Origin of the sequence: Reichenbachiella sp. (assembly GCF_039941815.1) — a bacterium.
GTDB lineage: Bacteria > Bacteroidota > Bacteroidia > Cytophagales > Cyclobacteriaceae > Reichenbachiella.
The window spans coordinates 126,623-148,731 of sequence record NZ_JBDVDW010000061.1 but is presented as its reverse complement, the minus strand read 5'-3'; the positions used below and the strand labels follow the sequence as shown (position 1 = coordinate 148,731).

The 22,109-nt window shown below is 40.9% G+C and carries 17 protein-coding genes; 9 read left to right on the top strand and 8 right to left on the bottom strand.

What is annotated here, in order from left to right; all coding sequences use genetic code 11:
* Positions 1-6 precede the first annotated feature (6 nt).
* The gene (locus tag ABJF11_RS14730; protein WP_348120665.1) at positions 7-747 is read left to right on the top strand and encodes an alpha/beta hydrolase; all 741 of its coding nucleotides are present in this window, start codon (positions 7-9) and stop codon (positions 745-747) included.
* Positions 748-988: 241 nt separating this feature from the next.
* On the top strand, positions 989-2,053 hold the full coding sequence (locus ABJF11_RS14725) for an alpha/beta hydrolase-fold protein (RefSeq protein ID WP_348120664.1): 1,065 nt from the start codon (positions 989-991) through the stop codon (positions 2,051-2,053).
* Between the two features lie 7 nt (positions 2,054-2,060).
* On the opposite strand, the gene xseB is transcribed toward ABJF11_RS14725, so the two are convergent.
* The 4 genes from xseB to ABJF11_RS14705 all read right to left on the bottom strand — a co-directional run bounded on the left by xseB (position 2,061) and on the right by ABJF11_RS14705 (position 5,380).
* Positions 2,061-2,261, bottom strand: coding sequence for an exodeoxyribonuclease VII small subunit (gene xseB, locus ABJF11_RS14720; protein WP_348120663.1), 201 nt, complete (start codon positions 2,259-2,261; stop codon positions 2,061-2,063).
* On the bottom strand, positions 2,258-3,487 hold the full coding sequence (gene xseA / locus ABJF11_RS14715; protein WP_348120662.1) for an exodeoxyribonuclease VII large subunit: 1,230 nt from the start codon (positions 3,485-3,487) through the stop codon (positions 2,258-2,260). The genes xseB and xseA overlap by 4 nt, the downstream gene beginning before the upstream one ends.
* A 131-nt stretch (positions 3,488-3,618) precedes the next feature.
* On the bottom strand, positions 3,619-4,329 hold the full coding sequence (locus tag ABJF11_RS14710) for a LytTR family DNA-binding domain-containing protein (protein WP_348120661.1): 711 nt from the start codon (positions 4,327-4,329) through the stop codon (positions 3,619-3,621).
* Complete coding sequence (locus ABJF11_RS14705; RefSeq protein WP_348120659.1) at positions 4,319-5,380, bottom strand: histidine kinase; 1,062 nt, start codon at positions 5,378-5,380, stop codon at positions 4,319-4,321. Before ABJF11_RS14705 ends, ABJF11_RS14710 begins: the two co-directional genes overlap by 11 nt.
* Before the next feature lie 300 nt (positions 5,381-5,680).
* Here ABJF11_RS14705 and ABJF11_RS14700 point away from each other — a divergent pair, with 300 nt between their 5' ends.
* From ABJF11_RS14700 to ABJF11_RS14670, 7 genes are all read left to right on the top strand, one after another.
* Complete coding sequence (locus ABJF11_RS14700) at positions 5,681-8,782, top strand: SusC/RagA family TonB-linked outer membrane protein (protein WP_348120658.1); 3,102 nt, start codon at positions 5,681-5,683, stop codon at positions 8,780-8,782.
* 25 nt (positions 8,783-8,807) lie between these two features.
* The gene (locus tag ABJF11_RS14695) at positions 8,808-10,388 is read left to right on the top strand and encodes a RagB/SusD family nutrient uptake outer membrane protein (RefSeq protein WP_348120656.1); all 1,581 of its coding nucleotides are present in this window, start codon (positions 8,808-8,810) and stop codon (positions 10,386-10,388) included.
* An 84-nt stretch (positions 10,389-10,472) separates the two neighbouring features.
* A complete protein-coding gene (locus ABJF11_RS14690; RefSeq protein WP_348120655.1) occupies positions 10,473-13,760 on the top strand; it encodes a VCBS repeat-containing protein in 3,288 nt (1,095 codons plus the stop codon).
* 328 nt (positions 13,761-14,088) lie between these two features.
* Positions 14,089-16,053 (top strand): glucosamine-6-phosphate deaminase, encoded by a 1,965-nt coding sequence (nagB, locus tag ABJF11_RS14685; RefSeq protein WP_348120653.1) that lies wholly within the window; start codon positions 14,089-14,091, stop codon positions 16,051-16,053.
* A 56-nt stretch (positions 16,054-16,109) separates the two neighbouring features.
* Entirely contained in the window at positions 16,110-17,201 is a 1,092-nt protein-coding gene (locus ABJF11_RS14680; protein WP_348120651.1) for a DUF5009 domain-containing protein, read from the top strand.
* 114 nt (positions 17,202-17,315) lie between these two features.
* Positions 17,316-18,173 (top strand): hypothetical protein, encoded by an 858-nt coding sequence (locus ABJF11_RS14675; RefSeq protein WP_348120650.1) that lies wholly within the window; start codon positions 17,316-17,318, stop codon positions 18,171-18,173.
* Positions 18,173-19,150: an ROK family protein gene (locus ABJF11_RS14670; RefSeq protein WP_348120648.1), complete on the top strand. Its 978-nt coding sequence runs from the start codon at positions 18,173-18,175 to the stop codon at positions 19,148-19,150. Before ABJF11_RS14675 ends, ABJF11_RS14670 begins: the two co-directional genes overlap by 1 nt.
* A gap of 43 nt (positions 19,151-19,193) precedes the next feature.
* On the opposite strand, the gene ABJF11_RS14665 is transcribed toward ABJF11_RS14670, so the two are convergent.
* The 4 genes from ABJF11_RS14665 to ABJF11_RS14650 are packed head-to-tail and all read right to left on the bottom strand — an operon-like array spanning position 19,194 to position 21,856.
* Positions 19,194-20,237 carry a hypothetical protein gene (locus ABJF11_RS14665; protein WP_348120647.1) on the bottom strand — a complete coding sequence of 348 codons (1,044 nt, stop codon included), beginning with the start codon at positions 20,235-20,237 and terminating at the stop codon, positions 19,194-19,196.
* A 46-nt stretch (positions 20,238-20,283) separates the two neighbouring features.
* The gene (locus ABJF11_RS14660; protein ID WP_348120646.1) at positions 20,284-20,781 is read right to left on the bottom strand and encodes a hypothetical protein; all 498 of its coding nucleotides are present in this window, start codon (positions 20,779-20,781) and stop codon (positions 20,284-20,286) included.
* Between the two features lie 42 nt (positions 20,782-20,823).
* Positions 20,824-21,273 carry a hypothetical protein gene (locus ABJF11_RS14655; RefSeq protein ID WP_348120645.1) on the bottom strand — a complete coding sequence of 150 codons (450 nt, stop codon included), beginning with the start codon at positions 21,271-21,273 and terminating at the stop codon, positions 20,824-20,826.
* 43 nt (positions 21,274-21,316) lie between these two features.
* The gene (locus ABJF11_RS14650; RefSeq protein ID WP_348120644.1) at positions 21,317-21,856 is read right to left on the bottom strand and encodes a sigma-70 family RNA polymerase sigma factor; all 540 of its coding nucleotides are present in this window, start codon (positions 21,854-21,856) and stop codon (positions 21,317-21,319) included.
* Between the last annotated feature and the right edge of the window lie 253 nt (positions 21,857-22,109).

Here is a 22,109-nt window from a genome sequence, read left to right as displayed (position 1 = left end):
AATCACATGAGAATATTTCTACTGGCTTTTTTCTTAACTCTTGGACTTGCCGCACACGCAATAGAAACAATTAAGATCAAGGCCAATGATGGTGTAGAGGTGACCGTAGACCTACATCTGGCTCATGCAGATACTGTTCCTTTTATCATTCTTTATCATCAGGCGGGGTGGAGCAGAGGCGAATATTTGGAAATAGCGCCGATTTTGAATCAAATGGGTTTTAACTGTATGGCAATAGATCAGAGATCCGGCAAGAGTATAAATAATGTCGAGAACCAGACTTTCCTCAGTGCTCGTCAGATGATGAAAGAAACAAAATACATCAATGCACTTCCCGATATGAATGCTGCTATCAATCATGCTCAAGAATTTCTAGCGAAAGGAGATTTACTTATTTGGGGCAGCTCCTATTCAGCAGCATTAGTGCTAAAGATAGCTGGAGATCGAGCAAATGAAATCGATGGGGTGCTCTCTTTTTCACCTGGAGAGTATTTTCAGTCTATGGGCAAACCGAAAGACTTCATTACCACCAGTGCAGCTAAGATTCAATGTCCTTCGTTTATAACGTCCTCACGAAGCGAGAAAAACAGTTGGTGGGGTATCAATGAAGCTATCCCTACGCAGAAGAAAACTTACTATATACCGGAGTCTTCGGGGAGCCATGGATCAAGGGCGCTTTGGAATCAATTCGGCGATAGTCAAGGCTATTGGACGGCAGTAACAGCATTCCTTGAGCAGTATCTGTAATAGATTTCATCTGCTAAATAAATTGGTTTTTAAGAATATATGTACCTTTGCTTAGAACCAAGCTATTTATTGTATGAAGTATCTGCGCAAAATTGTCGTCCAGATCAGGAAGAAATTTGGGTGGTCGACTCCTAAATCCAGTCCTGTTGATGTCGAATATTTCCTTTCTCGTAAAAAGACTAATCATTGTTGAATCGTACTAATAGTGGATGATATGTTTTCAGATGTTTACATTAACATCATGATGAAACTAAATTTTCCTCTATTGTGTCTTCTGCTCACACTAGGTTCCCTATCATCAAAAGGTCAGGGAAGGGTAGTATTTACCAAAATCGAAGGCACGGCGATAGAAATATATACGCCACCGGAATTTAATACGGACAGATCTTACCCAGTCGTATATTTTAATGATGGTCAGATGTTGTTTGGCCATAAAGCGGTGAGCATGGCATTGCAGCAAACTCTGGATAGCCTGATTGAAAATGAAATCATTGATGATCTCATGGTTGTAGGGATATCTGCAGATCGGCTCCGATCAGAAAAATATGTGCCTTATCCAAATGATGCCTTTCAACGTGCCCCAAATGGTGATTCTTATGCTCAGATTTATAGCAGATACTTGCTGGATACAGTTATTCCATATATAGACAGTAGTTATAATACAGTCACGCAAGCTAGTGGACGAGCGATTTTTGGTTTTTCGTTCGGCGGATTAAATGCACTCTGGATGACACTAAATTATCCGGACGTTTTTGGTATGGCGGGCGGATTTTCACCGTCAATGTGGGTCAATGATTTCGCTATATTTAATGAAGCTGACAAGTATCAATCTGGTCAAAAGATTTGGTTTGATATCGGAACGGCAGAATGGAACTACTATGTCCCTTTTCAGAAATTGCTTCGTGATCACGGTGCCATGATCAATTCAGATGTATACTATTCGGAAGTGCCGCTTGGGCTACATGCCATGCTGGACTGGAAACAGCGTATTGCCATGCCGTTCATTGTGTTCGCAGGTGAAAACTCAAATGAGATTATGAAAATGGAAGTGGAGATTGAAGTGATTCCGAGCCAAAGCATACCGGGCAAGAAATATACTCGGCTCAATCCGATAGTCACTTGCCGATCAGGGTTAGTTTACTCACTTGCCTACGAGGCTACTTACGAAGTGCTGAACCCTATCGCTGGGAAAGTATATGAAGAGGGGCGGTTTGAGCTATTCGGTGAGGAAAATATGGATGTACTCGTGTCTTACAGAGAGTTCTCCAAAAAAGTAAAAATTAGATCTAGGCTACTTGAAGAGTAGCTTACAGTCATTCGGTAGCGTCTTCTCGTCCGCTATTCAGATCTTCTTCAATTCCCCGTAATCGCTCCTGACAGTATTTAACAAGCTGATTAGCTTTCTTGACGAGCGTGGTGATCTGATCCACATCCACATCATCGGATTCTAGCTGCTGACAGATGTTTTGCAATTCATCAAACGCAGATTGATATGTCAATTTCTTTTTACTCATTTGATTTCTTTTATTGTACTCTTGATTTTTTGCTGGGTAGTCTCTGTTTCCAATTCATCTCCAATAGCAATCTTTTGGCCCTTGAGCACTTTTCCATTCACTCGAGTAATAGTGTAGCCCTTTTTGAGTAATGACGCCGGATTATAGGCCTCTATTAATTTGGTTTTACTCTCTAGCTCGATCTGATTTTGTTTTAATATACCGGCAGGTCGATTGTTTATTAGGTGAATATTCTGTTCTAGAAGAAGGCTATGCCGTTGGATGATTTGTCTGGCATTCATCTGATACCCAAAGCTGAGTGCAGTTACAGATTCTAGCTGATCATGAATAAATTCTCTTGCCAGCAGAGTGATGCTTTCGTAAACGCTGTTGAGGCTCGATTCGAATTCAAGCATGCTCAATATTAAAAACTCAGCTACCGAAGTAGGTGTTTTTAAATAAGTATTGGCTACCAGATCTGCGATGGATTGATCTCTTTCATGGCCTATTCCAGTAATCACAGGAATGGGAAACTGAGCCAGATGTGCACATAGCTCATAGTCATCGAAACAGTCCAAATCCATTTTAGAACCTCCACCCCGGATGACGACTACGGCATCATACTCTACATCAGATTCGTATATCTTGTGCAAAGCATCAATCATGGATTGTGGAGCAGCATCCCCTTGCATAGCCGACGGGTAAAGGTCTAGTGTCGCCTGATATCCGTAGCTGTTGTTCTCAAATTGATTGATAAAATCTTCATAGCCTGCAGCAGTTGCCGAACTTATAATCGCCAGGGTTTGGATTACAGTTGGTAAGGCAAGTTCTTGATTCATTTGCAGTATGCCTTCTGCCTCTAGCCTTTGAATTGTTTCCTGTTTTTTTCTTTCACGCTCGCCTATGGTGAAGTTTACGTCAAGATCGCGGATGTTTAGACTTACGCCATAGACTTCATGAAATTCGAATGAGGCATTAAACAATATTTTCATCCCCTGCTTGAGTTCAGTTCCAGTTTGAGAGACAAACCATGGATGAATTTCGCGGAAAGTATTAGCCCAAATAGTGCCTCTGGCTTTGGCTTTGATGAAATTATTGTCCTTCTCCACAAGCTCCAAATAGCAGTGTCCATTTGAATGCAAATTGATTTGACTGACTTCCGCTACCACCCAATACGATCTTTCGAGATGCGTATTAAGTACCTCCTTGACCAGGAGATTAAATTCATGTAATGAATATTGATTCACAAATCAAAAGTCAATGAATAAACTGCAAATCACAAGCACAATTTGACAAAAGTCGGTGTCAGAAATTGTTTTTACAACTGGCAACACGCCTACACTTTATTGAATTCAATCAGAAAACAAGAGTACTGGAGTTAGTCTGTTCCTAATAGGAGATTTTTGATGTCCTTCTGATAGTTTCGGCCAATAGGCAAGAGTTTATCTGCTATTTCTACTTGATTACCGTCGATGGCTTTCACCTTATTGATAGCGATAATGTACGAACGGTGAATTCGAACAAAATCCTCTGATGGAAGTATCTCAGCTATGCCTACCAGATTATTGTGATTGATGAGGCTTTCATCATAGGTTTTTATGCGTACATAGTCCTTTAGGCTTTCTATATACAGGATGTCATCCAGATAGACCTTGATCATCTTCTTGTCAATCTTGAAAAATACATGAGCTTTTTCACTATCCTCAGCACTTACCTCATTTGGCTCTTTTTCAGTTTTGCGTTGTTCTATTCGATTGACTGTCTTCATGAAGCGTTGCAGAGAGAATGGCTTGACTAGATAGTCAATCACATCGAGCTCAAAGCTTTCTACGGCATACTCGCGATAGGCTGTGGTAATGACGACCACAGGCGGTTTTTGTAAGCTTCGTAGAAAATCAAGACCTGAAATGGTTGGCATATTGATATCTAGAAATATCACATCTATCTCTTGGTTAGACAGGAAATTAAACCCCTCTACCGCATCCTTACAGGTGCCGGCAACCTCGAAGTTTTTGAAGTTGATCAAAAAATTCTTAATCACGTTGATGGCTAATGGTTCATCGTCTATGATCAAACAACTAATTTTCATTTAGCGGTATATTTAAAATGGTTCTGTATTTTTCCTCTCCTTCAATCAGGTCTAATGAGTAGTCCTCTTCGAAAATCAATTTAAGCCTTCTTTTTGTATTTTGTAAACCGACCCCATGATTATATGTCTGTAACCCGTTGTCGGCAATTGGGCCTGGAGATTTGTTATTTTCAGTAATAAAGGTGAGTCTTCCATCGCTTACGTTGAGTGAAATTAGAATGGGTATATCCTGACCGATCAATCGCGTGCCGTGCTTGAAGCTGTTCTCAATAAATGGCAGTAAAAGGACAGGTGGTATTACTTTTCCTTCTATATCGCCAGAGATTTCAAGATCTACATTCAGTCTCTCTCCATATCGCAGCATTTCAAGATCAAGATAGTTTTGGATGTGTTTGATCTCGTTTACCAATGGCACTGTTTTCTGCTTTGCGTCATAGATTACATAGCTCATCAGTTCTGACAATTTCAATACAGTATAAGGAGCCTTGTTTGACTTATCGAGGGTAAGTGAATACAAATTATTGAGCGTATTAAAGAAAAAATGAGGTTGGATCTGAGACTTCAAAAAAGCTAATTCGGTTTCCAGATTTACCTTTTGCAATTCAGTTGTTTTGTTTTTGAAATTGATCCAATCTCCTGTCACCTTGATGGCCGTACCTATTGCTACCACATATATTTCGCCAATAAAAGTGGCAGCTACATAGTTGAAATTGAACAATGATAAATCTTCCAGGCTGGACTCTTTGTAAATATCGGTGGTCACGAAAAGATAGGTTAGGATGATTCGAACGAACGAAACGATCAAAGTAGACAAGATCAACAGAATCACATACCAGGTCAATCGCTTGGGAATCAATCGCGGCATCAAAAAATAAATATTGAAATATACTATAACAATATGCAAAGGAAACTCAACAAGATTGGACTGAAAGGAATAGGCATAATCGTCGAAATAGGAGCCCCATCTGATCCAGTTAAATGTGAAATACACCAACCAAAAAATGGTATGATGCACGATGGGCTTTTTTGCAAGATTTAGTGCTCCCTGCATTTGGGTTGTATCCAGTTTGAAATAGTGTGGCTTGGAAGTTAACAATATTTGCCTCAGTTGTAAAATGAAAAATTTCCGATAGTATAGTCAAATTAGTCTCACTGCGCTCAATAATTAGCCAGATGGATAAGGTTAGTTGCTCAACAGCAAAACATAGCACTTGATAGATAGAATCTGATCTTCACCTTCATTCAAAGGTGAAATCGCTCCATTCAGCTATTTATTTTTAATAACCATAAAATATTATTCAAAATTAAGGTTGCTAAAATCTATTAATAATGACTATCTAAAATTAAGTCTATGAAGAAGAGAATACTTTTATTAAGTTTTGTCATGGGCATGGTGCTGATCGCACATGCTCAAACCCGGACACTGACTGGCAAGGTCACCGGAGCAGACGATGGCGCTGCTTTACCGGGAGTGAATGTATCGGTGAAAGATACCAACACAGGTACGATCACCGATATCGATGGTAACTATAAACTCGAAGTATCAGAAAACGATGTTGTAGTGTACTCATATATTGGATATAAGACTCAAGAACTCAACACGGGCTCACGAACAGTAGCAGATATTGTTCTAAACACTGATACCGAACAGCTTGAGGAAGTAGTGGTAACTGCACTGGGCATCTCAAGAGAGAAAAGATCACTTACCTACGCTACACAGGAAGTAGAAGGTGAAGAGCTGACCAGAGTGAAGGATGCCAATTTTATGAATTCTTTGACGGGTAAGGCTGCTGGTGTATTTATCAACAGAAGCGGATCTGGTGTTGGCGGATCTACACGGGTTATTTTGAGAGGTAACTCTTCGACTAGAGGCAACAATGTGCTTTATGTAATCGACGGAGTACCTATGAACAACTTCTCTCCATCTCAGCCCAATGATGTGTGGGGTCAAAATGCAACAGTTGCCGGGGCCTCTGGAACTGGTGGTGCTGGTCGTGACGGAGGTGACGGTATCGCCAATATCAATCCTGAAGATATAGAAAGCATCTCAGTATTGAAAGGCGCCTCTGCCGCCGCTCTTTATGGTAGTCAGGCAGCTAACGGCGTAGTTCTGATTACAACAAAAAAAGGAAAAGCCGGTAAGGTTTCTGTATCAGCTTCATCCAATTTTACAACCGAATCTGTGCTTTTGGATCCGGATCTGCAGTATAGATATGGCCAAACCGCTACTAATTCGATAGACAGTTGGGGTGGATCGGTTTCTGCTCCAAATCATGTGGATAGCTTTTTCGATACTGGTAGAACCTGGATCAATACTGTATCCGTATCAGGGGGTAATGAGTCTGCTCAGTCATATTTCTCATATGCTAACACGGACTCTAAAGGCATCATGCCTACCAACGAACTCACAAAGCATAATGTGACTTATAAGCAGTCATTGAGCCTCATGGATGACAAGTTGAAAATAGACGGCGGAGTGAGCCTGATCAAGCAAGAAACTCAGAATAGAGCAACTTCTGGAATGTATTTCAATCCGTTGACTGGTTTGTATTTTTTCCCAAGAGGGTTAAATTTCGACAACTACAAAAACAATTATGAAACCTTCGATGCAGATAGAAATTTCAGTGTTCAGAATTGGGTATCTGATATCGATGTACAACAGAATCCTTATTGGATCTTGAATAGAAATCGCAATGAAGATTCAAGAAACAGAGTCATTGGAAATCTTGGTGCTAGCTTTAAAATCACTGATGATTTGAGTTTTAGACTGAGAGGAAACATTGACAAATCTGTAGATAGATATAGCCAAAAGGTACATGCAAGTACACAAGCTACTTTGTCAGATTTAAACGGCCGCTATGTCGTAGAAAATGCTGAAGCTACACAGATGTATGGAGATGCATTCTTGACTTATAACAAAACGTTTGACCAGATCAGTCTATCTGCTACTTTGGGATCAAGTATCACAGACAACGAAGTGCAGACTCAGTTTTTCGATTCGAAAGGCGGGGATGATATCCGAGTAGATATCGGGCAAGGAGTAGAAGGTTTGTTTTACCCAAATACATTTGTACTTCAGAATATTGCGGTTGGCGGAAGCTCGCTATTCAATGAAGGCGGTAGCAGATCACAATTGCAATCAGTATTTGGAAGCTTGAACTTTGGTTACAACGGGATGCTTTTTCTTGATGTCACCGGTAGAAACGACTGGTCATCGACCCTTCCAAATGATTCTTTTTTCTACCCATCTGTTGGACTGACAGGTATCATATCTGAAATGGTTGATATTCCTGTCATAGACTTGCTGAAGGTAAGAGGATCATACGCTCAGGTTGGAAATGGTGTAAACGCCTATGATGTAGGGTCAGGTTCATTTAATACGATCGAACCTTATGGTACCGTAGTGACCCCAGAATATAGAGTCGAACCGGGTAATGTGCTCAAACCAGAGATACAGACTTCATATGAAGTAGGTGTAGAAGTAGAATTATTAGACAGAAGGCTGAGTGTAGATTTCGCTTATTACAATACTAATACCAAAGATCAAAGAATTCCAATTGTAGCTCCGGCATCACAAGGCGGTGGATTCTTCTACATCAATGGTGGTGAAATTGTGAATAAAGGTATTGAAATGGCCATCACGGCAGTACCACTCCAACTAGGAGATTTCTCTTGGACGTCAACATTCAACTTTACCAAAAACACCAACGTGATAGAGAAGCTGTCTGAAGATCTGGCAGAGGGTGAATTTCAACTGACAGCACCTGGAGTGAATAACTATGCCATGATCATCAAAGAAGGATCACAGTTTGGTGATATCTACGGACAAAAATTTGCGAGACATAGCAATGAATCTATTATCGTAGATGCAGACGGTAGACCACAGCCATCAGATCAAGGCCTTGAATATGTGGGAAACCCTAATCCTGACTACATGTGGGGATGGAATAACTCCTTTGATTACAAAGGCCTAACACTCGGATTCCTAATCGACGCTCGTATTGGCGGAGAAGTGATGTCAATCACTGAGGCCATGAACGATCTCTACGGTGTATCAGGAGCTTCAGCGGATGCAAGAGATGCAGGCGGGGTAGATATCCCAGCTGTATTAGCTGATGGGTCTAACTACAGTGGATTGCTTCCTGCTCAGACATTTTATACTACTGTAGGAGGCAGAGCAGGGATCACAGAGCACTATGTATATAGCGCAACTAATATTAGGTTGAGAGAATTGTCCTTGGGATACTCACTTCCATCATCTGTGATGAGCAAGCTAGGGCCTATCAAATCTGCCAAAGTTTCTTTAGTAGGTAGAAACATATTCTTCTTGAAAAATGATGCACCGTTCGATCCGGACGTGTCTATGTCTACCGGCACTGGATTACAAGGTGTTCATGTATTTGGACTGCCATCGACAAGAAGTATAGGGTTTAATCTTTCACTGACGCTGTAAGCCGCTCACGATAAAATAGTAAATCATGAAAATTAATAATATATATAAATCAATTCTGGCATTTGGTGTGGTGACAATGTTGTCAGTGACCAGCTGTACAGATAATTTCGAAGAAATAAATGAAAACCCATATGGGGTTTCGAATGAAGCCTTGACGCAGGACTTTAACCACCTGGGTGGACGTATCGTTCAGGCCACGCAAAACATCTATTCAGTGACACCTGCCTGGCTGACTCAGCTACAGCAGAATCTCATCGGGGACGTGTTTAGTGGATATATGACACCTCCAACACCATTTGCTGGTGGTGTCAACAATATGAATTATGCCTTAGTCAACGGGTGGAATGGGTTCCCCTGGTCCACTGCTTATCAGAGCGTTATGTTTCCATTATCTGTAATGGACGAAACTGCAGGAGAGGAGTTTCCACAGTTTAGCGCCTGGGGCAAGATCATCAGAGTAGAGGCGATGCATAGAGTCACAGATATATATGGTCCGATTATATATTCCAACTTTGGGCAAAATCCGGCATTATATGATTCTCAAGAAGATGTATACAAGGCGTTTGTATCTGATTTGGATGAAGCCATCACTACCTTGAAAAATTACACTGACTTTGCTGGTTTTACCAAATTTGATCTTGTATATGGAGGCGATGTGACCAAATGGATTCAATTTGCCAATTCGTTGAAATTGAGATTGGCTATCAGAATATCTGAGGCAGACGCCACCTATGCAAAAACTGTTGGCGAAAGTGCTTTGGCAGATGCTGCAGGTCTTATAGCAGACAATGAAGGGAATTTTACGCTTTCAGAATCAGTTGGTGATCACCCACTCAATACCATCAATAATGGCTGGGGAGATATCAGAATGAGTGCGGAAATGGAGTCTATTTTGTCAGGATATGAAGACCCAAGAATGGCGGCCTATTTTGAGCCAGCTACGGATGCTTCTTTAGGTATCGAAGGTCAGTATAAAGGAATCAGAATGGGTGTAGAACTTACTTCCAAGGATGTATATGTTTCGCATTCACCTTTGACTACATTCGGTGGGATACAACTAATGACTTCAGCTGAAGTAGCATTTTTGAAAGCTGAAGCTGCTTTGCGAGGATGGACAGGAGCGGGAGATGCTCAAGCCAACTATGAGACAGGAGTAACCCTCTCTATGACTCAGCATGGTGCATCTACCGGAGCAATCACTGCATATCTAGCCGACAATACGAAGACACCTGCACCATTCGTGGATGCAGTCAATTCTGATAATGACGTACTTGCAGGGGATCCGAATCTCAGTACCATCACCATCGCATGGGATGCAGCTGCTGATTTCGAAACCAGCCTCGAAAGGATCATTACACAGAAGTGGATAGCTATGTATCCTGATGGTCAGGAAGCCTGGTCAGAATTCAGAAGAACAGGGTATCCTAAAGTATTCCCAGTGGTGATTAATAATAGTGGGGGCAAAATTGATACAGATGAGCAAATCAAAAGAATCAATTTTGTCGACGCAGAATTCACTACCAATCCAACAGGTGTGCAAAGCGGCATCGATCTTCTTGGTGGAGATGATGACGGAGGTACAAATCTATGGTGGGATGTTGACTAATACTTAATCAAATGAATTACTTGAAAAGATCGCACAGCTACGTGTGATCTTTTCATTTTTACCACTCAGTTAAAATAGCTTATCATGAGATCTTTAGTTTATGTTTTAAGCCTAATTTGGATAGCTACCTTTTGCCTTTTCTCATGCAATCAAATTGTCCAACTAAATCCAAAACAAGCTTCAAAATCTCAGTTTGAATTACTACCTTCCAGTGAAACTGGAGTGGATTTCATAAACCCAATCAAAGAAACCCTTCAATTTAATTTCATCAACTACTCCTACATATTCAATGGTGGCGGAGTGGCCGCTGGTGATATCAATAATGATGGCCTCATCGATCTATATTTCACCGCCAATCAAACCAATAATCAACTCTATCTCAACAAAGGGGATTTTCAATTTGAAAACATTACACAGTCAGCAGGAGTATCGGATAAAATTGGTTGGTCCAATGGAGTGACCATGTGCGACATCAACAACGATGGCTGGCTGGATATATATGTCAGCAAGTCCGGTTCGTTAAACGATAACCAGCTCAGGGCCAACAAACTATTTATTAATCAAAAGGACAATACCTTTAAGGAGGAAGCCCGAGCCTGGGGAATTGACTTTACCGGGTACAGTACGCAAGCCTATTTTTTTGACTATGACAAAGATTTGGATCTGGATTTGTTTCTGGTCAATCATCGAGCCGATTTTGATAAAAATGATGAAGTCATTCCGCTTGGTGAAGTGCCAATGAATAAGCATTACTCCAACCAACTTTATATTCAAGAATCTGGAAGATTTATTCTTAATACAAAAGAAGCCGGACTGACTTCGATGGCTTGGGGACTCAGTGCGTCTATCGGTGATTTCAATCAAGACGGCTGGGAGGATATTTATGTTTGTAATGACTTCCTCCAACCTGATTTTCTCTACCTCAATAATCAAGACGGAACCTTCACAAATAGCTATCTAGAGGCATTTGATCACCTGTCTCAGCACAGCATGGGGTCCGACTTCGCCGATATCAACAATGATGGCTATCACGACCTCATGGTACTGGAAATGTCTCCAGAAGATCACGTACGAAGCAAAGAAAACATGCCTTCGATGAGCACAGAGGACTTTAATCAGTTGGTAGCAAGTGGTTATCACCATCAGTATATGGTCAATACGCTTCAAGTCAGCCATGGAAATGGTGCGTTTAGCGACTATGCTCAATTATCGGGAGTCGCCAAGACAGACTGGAGCTGGGCTCCGCTTTTGGCAGATTTTGACGAAGATGGTTACAATGATCTTTTTGTAACCAATGGAGTACTCAAGGATCTGGCTAACAGTGACTACCGCAACAAAATAATGGCAAGAATCGCTAGCAAAGTGAAAATGACACTAGAGGAAGCGCAAGAGATGGTTCCATCAAACCCATTAAAAAATTACATTTACAGAAATAATGGAGACCTCACCTTTGAAGATAAACGCAAAGAGTGGGGGATAGATCAGCCCACTTTTTCCAACGGAGCAGCCTACGCAGACCTGGATAATGATGGGGATTTGGATCTTATCGTAAACAACGTAAATCAAGAAGCTCAAATTTACAGAAATGGAAGTACCAACCAATCTCTTTCGGTAGTGCTCGAGGGATCCGGGCACAATAAACTGGCCATAGGTACTAAGGTCGAAGTGATTACAAACGGTCATACGCAGACAAAAACGCTGTATCTATCAAGAGGATATCTATCCTCAGTAGCGCCAAGATTGCATTTTGGATTGGGTGTAGAAGACCAGGTAGATTCAGTCATAGTCACCTGGCCAGATCAAAAAGTTTCAATAATCGAAAATCCGGACTTAAGTCAAATTCTTCAGGTAGCTTATAAAAGCGGTACGCCTTCGTTAGAAAACAAACCTGTCAGAAAAACTTGGCTTACCGCAATGAAACTGTCAGACAAAGGCGTGGAATTTATTAGCCATGAAAAACCATATGATGATTACTCAAAGCAACTCCTGCTACCCCACAAACTGTCGGAACTTGGACCTGCTCTCACGACAGGCGATGTAAATGAAGATCGTTTAACTGATGTTTATGTGTCAGGATCAGCAGGGTATAGCGGAGCGCTTTACATCCAAACCACGAGCGGGTTTCTTCTTTCAAAAGGGCCGTGGAATACGCAAACACGGAGAGAAGAAACTGGTGCTTTGTTTTTTGACTATAACGGAGATGGGCATCAGGATCTTTATGTAGTCAGTGGTAGTTATCAGTTCGACGAGAATAGCGAATGGCTGAGTGATCAACTCTATCGTAACGATGGTCAGGGAGGTTTTGTATTAGCCCGCGAGGCTCTACCAAAAATCAGACAAAATGGGAAAGTAGTTCAGGCTTTTGATTATGATCTCGACGGTGACCTGGATTTGTTTCTAGGTGGTCGGGTGGTATCTGGGAAATACCCCCTTTCTCCAAAGAGTTACTTACTCGAAAACCGAAAAGGCAAGTTTGTTGCGGTCACTCAAGATATAGCACCAGAGCTAATCAACTGTGGTATGGTGACTGGAGCGTCATGTACAGATTTTGATCTCGACGGGGATTTGGACCTGATGATCGTAGGAGAATGGTCGCCCATTCAGCTCTTCGAAAATGAAAAAGGAACATTCAAAAAGTTGAATTCAAACTTACTCAATGAGACCATAGGTCTGTGGCATAGCGTAATAGCATTAGATTTGGACGATGACGGTGATGATGACTATTTGATGGGAAACCTTGGCTTGAATGCTAAATTTAAGATAGGAGGCAAGAAAGAGTTTCATATCTACAGCGACGACTTTGATCAAAGTGGCAGGTATGATATTGTACTGACTAATAAATACAACGGAAATCTTGTTCCGGTCAGAGGATTAGAATGCTCCAGTCAACAAATACCATCGATCAAACAAGATTTCAATTCCTTCAAATCATTTGCTACCGCAAGTCTTGAAGACATTTATGGAGAGCACAACCTTAGTCAAGCTCATCACATACAAGCAGATATGCTCTACAGCATAGCACTCATGAATCGAGGAGATGATCAATTTGAAATAGTACCCCTTCCGAATGAAGCCCAGGTGTCACCAATTACCGATTTTGAAATTCTTGATCTGGATCATGACGGAATCAAAGAAATCATTGCTGTAGGCAACAAATATGAAGCAGAGTCTGAGACGGTAAGATATGATGCATCAAAAGGTATAGTGTTCAAAAATTTAGCTGGCAATCTAAAAGTCATCCCACCAATTGAAACCGGCTTTTTCGTCCGCACGAATTTGAGAGACATTGCCGTGGTAGAGACCAAAACCGGTCCCACCCTGTGGATCGCAGGTAATCGATCTGCGCTCAGTGGATTCGTAATCCAACGGTAGAACAGTGCTTAATGGGTAAAACCACGTCATTCGGCTTTGAGCGTCCTCCATTGGGCTAAATAATTATACATTATCGTGGCTTTTGAGAAACTTGCACGCACTGGTAAAAGTTGAGTCAAAGAGGCTCAGATTAATAATATTAGGGTTTTGGGTTAGAAAGGGTCACGGTAGTCGTGATCTTTTCTTGTTTAAGACCTTCAACTCATTCCGTCCCCGTTTAGCTTCAAAAAATCCCTCTTTAGCTAATTTTTTTCTATCACCAAGATCACTTATCTAGTTTTATATCGTAAATAATGGAAGTGCAATAGCACTGGATAAAAGATAGGATATGAGTGTAACAATGGTAAAAGAGTCTGGAGCAACCACCAAGAGAATCAGCAGGAAGGAATGGGCTGCTATGGAGTCTACCAAATTTGAAAAAATCCATACTGAGATATTTGAAGGCTCTTTGGCCGCGTCAAAAATCATTGCTCAGGAGATTGCAGCTTTGATTCGGTACAAAAGTGAGCGAAACGAGAAATGTATTCTTGGTTTGGCTACGGGATCATCTCCGATCCAAGTCTATGCCGAATTGGTAAGAATGCATAAGAAAGAAGGGCTAAGCTTTCAGCATGTAGTATCCTTTAATCTGGATGAGTATTATGGACTGGATAAAACTGATAATCAAAGTTATATCCATTTTATGCATCATCATTTGTTTAATCATGTTGACATTCTACCTGAGAATATCAATGTACCCAGTGGTAAAATTGCGTTCGAACATATCGCTGAGTACTGTACCCAATACGAAGAAAAAATTGAAAGCTATGGCGGCCTTGATTTCCAACTACTAGGAATTGGCCGTACCGGACATATTGGATTCAACGAACCAGGCTCCAAGATCAATTCAACCACAAGAATGATTACACTTGACTATTTGACACGTCAGGACAATGCATTCGCATTCAGCAGTATGTCAGATGTGCCTAGAAAAGCCGTGACAATGGGTGTCGGTACCATCCTCAAAGCTAAGCGGATTGTAATCATGGCCTATGGAATGAAAAAGGCCGAAATTGTTAAGAAAACTGTAGAAGGAGAGATGCTGACTGATGTGCCAGCTAGTTTTCTGCAAGATCATGAGGACGTCACGTTTGTCATGGATGAGAGTGCAGCCAAGGATCTTACCAGATTTGATACCCCATGGATTGTAGGTGATCTGGAATGGACCAGAGAACTAAAGAGAAAAGCTGTGGTATGGCTCAGTCAGAAAATGAAAAAGCCAATATTGAAACTCACAGACAGGGACTATAATGACAATGGCATGTCCGAACTGCTTGGAGAAAATGGTGCCTATGAGGTCAATATCAAGATGTTTAATCACTTCCAGCATACCATCACCGGTTGGCCAGGAGGCAAACCAAATGCGGATGATACTAATAGGCCTGAGAGAGCCACTCCTGGTAAAAAACGAATCATCATTTTTAGCCCACATCCGGATGACGACGTAATCTCAATGGGAGGTACCTTTTTGCGATTAGTGGATCAGGGCCACGAAGTCCATGTGGCATACCAGACCTCTGGAAATATAGCGGTAGCGGATCATGAGGCATTTAGGTTTGCAGAATTTGCTAAAGAGATATACAACTATGCGGCAGGAGAGAAAGCCGATAGCAAAGTCTTTGACAAATTGTTTAAAGAGTTGAGAAATAGCTCTAAAAGCGAGACCTCACCAGTTGATGTCAGAAAGATAAAAGCTCTGATCAGAAGAGGAGAGGCGATTAGTGCCTGTAGATATTATGGGATTCAAGATGAGCAAGTACATTATCTGGATATGCCGTTTTATGAAACCGGTAAGGTGGAGAAAAAACCGCTCGGTAAGGAGGACGTCAATATCATCAAACAATTGATCGAAAAAGTCAAACCTCATCAAATATATGCGGCTGGAGATCTTGCTGACCCGCATGGTACACATGAAGTTTGCCTCCGTGCCATATTCGCCGCTTTGGACATCCTCAAAAAGCAAAAATACATGAAAGACTGCTGGGTATGGCTCTATCGTGGAGCCTGGCATGAGTATCCAATCGACGAAATCGAAATGGCAGTCCCAATTAGTCCGGAAGAGCTAATGAAAAAAAGAATGGCTATCTTCAGACACCAATCACAGAAAGATGGTGTCGTCTTTCAAGGTGAAGACAGTCGAGAGTTTTGGCAAAGATCGGAAGATCGAAATCGCCAGACTGCCCAAATGTATGATCAGTTGGGACTATCAGAATATGAAGCCATAGAAGGATTCAGAAGATACCATTTTCTATAATTGGCAAAATCAGCCTAATTGATTCATAAGTAATCTTTCAATTTTAATACGCTGCATTGAAAAAAGAACGACTCCTGAGTCTCGACGTGTTCAGAGGCCTTACTATAGCTGCAATGATTCTGGTCAATGATCCGGGATCCTGGTCTTATGTCTATGCGCCATTACTTCATGCCAAGTGGCATGGTTGCACACCCACGGATTTGATTTTTCCATTTTTCCTATTCATGGTAGGTACGGCGGTAGCCTTGAGTACCCCAAAAGAAGGTGACGCACGAAAACAGTTGACCAAAAAGATCTTGAAGAGATCACTCTACCTTTTTTTGATAGGGTTATTTCTCAACGCCTTTCCGTACTTTGAACTTTCAACTTTGCGGATTCCCGGCGTACTTCAACGGATTGCAATTGTGTTTCTCGTAATAGGCCTGATGTATCATTATACCAGCACTCGTACCCAAATTTACACAGCTGTTAGCCTTCTTTTGGCTTATTGGGTCCTCATGGCTGCTATTCCTGTTCCGGGTATCGGTGCGCCTAATCTTGATCCTGACACTAATTTTGCCGCCTGGTTTGATAGGCTGTTGCTATCCGGACACATGTGGAGCATGAGCAAAACCTGGGACCCGGAAGGGCTCCTGAGCACACTTCCTGCAGTCGTCACCGGTATGTTAGGCATATTTACCGGCAAGATTCTTTTCGGTGCAGAAAACAAGCAAAAAGCCTTGATCAGGCTGTTTGTTTTGGCCAATTGTCTTATTGTAGTTGCATTAGCCTGGGACATGAGCTTCCCGATCAACAAGAGTCTTTGGACTAGTTCGTATGTGCTCTATACCGGAGGAGTTGCCATCCATTTTTTCGCCCTATTGTATGCGCTGCTTGATATTGAAAAGTATCGATCAAAATTGACTTTTCCTTTTGAGGTATTTGGCTCCAATGCCATCACAGCCTACGCTTTGTCAGGCATACTAGCTTCTCTATTAGGAATTATTCCACTCGGAGATCAATCAATGCATGAGACTATTTATAATGGACTATTTTCAATTTTGGCTGACTATCACTTCGCTTCGCTAGTCTATGCGCTGTTATTTGTCAGTCTTTGTTACGTCCCGGTTTGGATATTATATCGCAAGAATATTTTTATTAAGGTGTAGGCAGTTTTGAAAATGTCATAAAAATCATGGGCATTTACTTAATTTCCTTAAAGAATATCGTACAATGGATATAATTACAATTAATTTAGAACCTCAAGCTAAGCGATTGTATTTATGATACTTATTGGTACAAGTGGATCATCGAAATGCGACTGGGAACTCATTCAGGACAATAAAAAGGTCCTGACACTAAGCTCTAGTGGTATCAATCCATATTTTCATACAGAAGATATTATTGAAGTTTCTCTTCGCTCCATGGGTGAGTTATTAGCATATATCGATGATATAGAAGTTGTTTTTTTCTATGGCAGTGGCTGCTCAAGCAAAAAACTTCAAAACCTTGTTCATAGAGCGTTATCCAAAGTTTTCGTAAAGTCTCATATCTACGTGAATCACGACATTGTAGCTGCCGCTTTTGCAACCTATGAAGGCACGCCCAATTTTACTTGTTTGATGGGGGCTGGGGCCAATTCTTGCTTTTTCGATGGCGATATAGTACGGCAAGAAGTACCTGGTATCGACTATGTATTGGGTGATGAAGGCAGCGGTGCATACTTTGGTAAGATATTGTTGCAGAGCTTTTTACGCAAACAGTTACCTGATGAGATCGCTATTGATTTTGAGCAAACCTATAATATTACGAAAGACGATATTTTACAAAACGTATACATGAAGCCTTTTGCTAATGTCTATTTGGCATCATTTGCGACGTTTATTCATAAATATAAGGATCATCCTTTTTTTAGAACAATACTGAAGGATGGTATTAGAAAATATATAGAAATCTATCTGGAGTGTTTTCCAGATTACAACAAATATACAGTTCATTTTGTAGGCTCTATCCCATTCTTTTTCGAAGATATCCTGAGAGAAATTTTAGTGGAAAAAAACATTGAATTGGGAAAGATTATCAAAGAGCCGATAGAACAGTTGGTACAATATCATATTAATAAACATTTCACTGCTAAATAATGCTTGAGTTAATAGTTGGAATAGACATAGGAGGAACCAGTACAAAATTTGGACTGGTAGATACAGAGGGTAAAGTGGTGATGCACGACAGTATGGCTACTGAGAATCCAGATATCAATGGATACCTTGATGAGTTGGTCGATACTATCAAATCAGAAATAGAAAATCTTGACAAACCGGTTCAAATCCTGGGAATAGGAGTAGGAGCTCCCAATGCAAACTACAAAAAGGGTGTAATAGAGGATGCACCAAATTTACCATGGTCCGGAGAAATAGCCTTAGCCGATATGCTTGAGAGCAAATTTAATGTACCCGTCAAACTCACCAATGACGCCAATGCTGCTGCCATGGGTGAAATGATGTTTGGTGGTGCACAGGGAATGGATGATTTCCTGGCTATCACATTAGGTACCGGACTAGGTTCTGGTTTTGTGTCCAACGGGATGTTGATACAGGGTCATGATGGCCACGCTGGAGAACTTGGCCATATCGCTTACAAAATAGGAGGTGGTCGTCTCTGCAAATGTGGCAAAAAGGGCTGCCTTGAAACTTACGTTTCAGCCACAGGATTGAAAAGAACCGTTTATAAATTGCTTGCAGATCATCATATGGATAGCGTGCTGAAAAGGTGCAGCTTTGACGAACTGAATACTAAAATGGTGGCTGATGCCGCTCGTAAAGGAGATAAAGTGGCACAGGAGGCCTTTGCTCTCACCGGAAAGGTGCTCGGAGCTAAGTTAGCTGATGCCGTTGCGCATACCAGTCCAGAGGCCATATTTATCATGGGTGGCTTAGCTAAAGCAGGAAATTTGATTTTCGATCCGACAATAAAACACTTCGAAAAAAACCTCCTCAGTATATATAAGAATAAAATAAAGATTCTTCCTTCCGAACTAAACAGTACGCACACACCGATTATAGGTGCAGCCAGTCTTATCCTGAATGATCTAAAAAAGCAAAATGAGGTTCCCGTATAAGTATAACTGTTTAATAGGTTTGAAAATTCGTTCAACAGATCATTTACCTACTCTTGATAGGTAGATTATAGGTCGCCGTGAATCCAAAATAGCCATTTGATTCGAATACATATTCGGCTCCTTCCTGATTCTGAGGGATGTTATAGTTGTAGCTCATAAAGAAGTTGACACTCTTTGTTTCAAACATGACAGGAACTGAAATGGAGTAGTTCATCAGAGAAAAATTATTCTCACTATCTGACGTCAAAAACAAAAGCTCATACGCGGTTGACTGAATATCAGTCAGTGGTTCATCATTGTTCAAAGCGTCTCTAAGCCTGATCAGAAATCTGGCTGTCGTATTCTCGAAACCAGCGTTTTGTAAACGATTGGAAAATAACAACATTTCGCGATCGCTAGTATTTTGAAATCGTGTCACATGACTTGTTCGTGTGTATTGGGTAGTGATATTTTGATTTCCGAACAAAATCGCAAAGGAGGGAAGGAAGGTAATTCGTTTGATAGGACCAAAACCAGTCATACTTAGATTCCCTGTGATATTCCATATCACCCGATGGGCACTTTCACTACCGAATGAATAAGAATAGTCAAGTCCAGAATACAGAAATTTAAAATCTTGGGTGAGAGATCCACTCAACGAGTTAGTTAGTGTCTGACTTTCATCTTTATCCGTAAAAAATGAATGATCATACGATAGACCGAATGTGGTTTTGTTTTTGATTCGGCCGAGATAACCCAACGTCATGACTGTAAGGTTGTATTTTGGGTCCAGTTCACTATTCCAAAAACCAGAGGCATCAACATAGATGCCCGAGTGATGGTACAGACTAATTCCAGGTGTCAGGCCCTGTTGATCAAGTCCAAAATCTCTACCGGCAGAAGTGACTCTACTCGAGTAGCCTATTCTAAACTGAACTTCGGACTGTCGAGGCTGCGGTTTTAGTAGCTCATCGATGAGTGAGAACAGGGAGGCAGAATCGGCCTCGTTAGCAAAGATTGAATCCAATTCGGCATTGAGAGCATCCAACTCATCTTGCAACGTATCTTGTCCGCTGGCACCAATAGGTGCTAGAAAAAGTAGGGTCAATAAAAAGCATAATATGGTTAAAGTCGTAAGGCGCAAAGGCGAGGGGCTAATTGTTTCGTTTGTTTCTCAGACGTTCATTGTTTTGTCTTCTTATTTGCTCATTGGTGCTATTTTGTTGTTGTCTTCGTTGATCGAGTCTGTTAAGTAGCATTTTCTTAAAATCTCTTTCAGCATTCTGCAAGGACATCAGCTGTTTAGAATCGAGTACTTTTAGCATGCGGTCAGAATACTCCTTTTCTAGATTGAGCTGCCTTTCTTTCACCTTGCGTCCCAATTCCAGCAAGTCTTTAGTCTCCAGTTCGGAAGCCGTTTCCGCATTGAAATTTTTTCTAGCCTGACTAAACTCTCTTTGATTCTCGCGCCGTTTACTGCTATACTCGTTGTAAATCGGCCAAAATTCCTGAGCTACTTCAGGAGTCAACCCTAACCTCTCGCTGATCAATGCGATTTTCGCTGATTCTATTTTTTGTCTGGCCTCATTGTTTTGAGCAATACCTGCCCAGCCCATGCCCATCAACAAGGTCACAAGTATTAGTTTTTTCATTATGACAAATATATTCATGGCTCTTTACTTTAAATACGCAGTTTACAAAAATTCTATTGAGTCATCCATTTCAGAGAAGATTGATTCCAACTCTTCTTCCGATAAACTCTCATCGAAAAGCTCGGGCTCAAATCCTCCTATTTCATCCAGGAGATATTCCTGGTCAACCACCGCAAGGATGTCTTCAGTACTTACATTTTCTTCAAATAAATACTCGATCAGATCGGCAGAGTCTATTTCTGCCAAACTTTGGTCTATGCTCAGATCACCTTGACCCATAGGATAAAACAACCATCCAAGTACAAAAATTACTATAGCAGCAGTCAGAACATGAGTCAATTGCATTCTTGGTATAAATAGGGGAGAAGAGACCTCTTGCTCCACAGCTATTCTCGATTGAATTTTCAAGGGAAGTTCATCAAAATAGCCCTCAGGTACCTGATGTATGTTCTCTTTTCTTATGTCTTCAAGATCAAATTTCTTATTTTTCATAATCTTAGCATCTGAGTGTTAGACCCTATTTCAGGCCCAGGGTTTAATCCAGTTGAATATTATGTTCTATTTTTTTTACCGCCAGGTGATAGCTCGCCTTTAGGGCTCCTACGCTGGTCTTTGTTATTTCTGATATCTCACTGAATTTCATTTCTTCAAAATATTTCATATTAAATACGAGTCTTTGTTTGTCAGGCAATTTTAGTAGCGCTTTTTGTAGTTTCAGCTGAATCTCGTCTCCTGTAATGTGAGACCCATGATCCAACTTTTCTGAAAGCTCACCAGCAACATCATTAATAGGCAGAAAGAATTTATTCCTTTTCTTTTTTAGAAAACTCAGGCATTCATTTGTTGCTATTCTATATATCCATGTATAGAGACTAGAGTCCTCCCTGAACTTATCAAGATTCTTCCAAACCTTCACAAAAACCTCCTGTACCAGGTCGTCCGAATCGTCATGATCCACCACCATTTTGCGAATATGCCAATAGATCCTCTCCTGATACTCTCGTACCAGTAAGTTGAAGCCGTGATTTCGACTCTCCTCTCTACTGAGTTTTTCTAATAAATCCTGGTCAGTCAAAGTAGTAATATTTGGTGCTTAGATGCTCTGACACTACAATGGTTTAATCATTAATATATTATTTTTTTGTTATTCAACTCAAAACCCAGTCTAAGTACATCATTTATCTAATTTTAAGTAGAAGTAAAATACATAAATACGCCATTGACATTTGAATCTGAGCTGACTTTGGATGCAAGATGCTATCCTGAAATCAAACTTCTACCTTTTGCAGAGATTCTCAAAATATTATCAAGCCTGTCCTCAGATTATT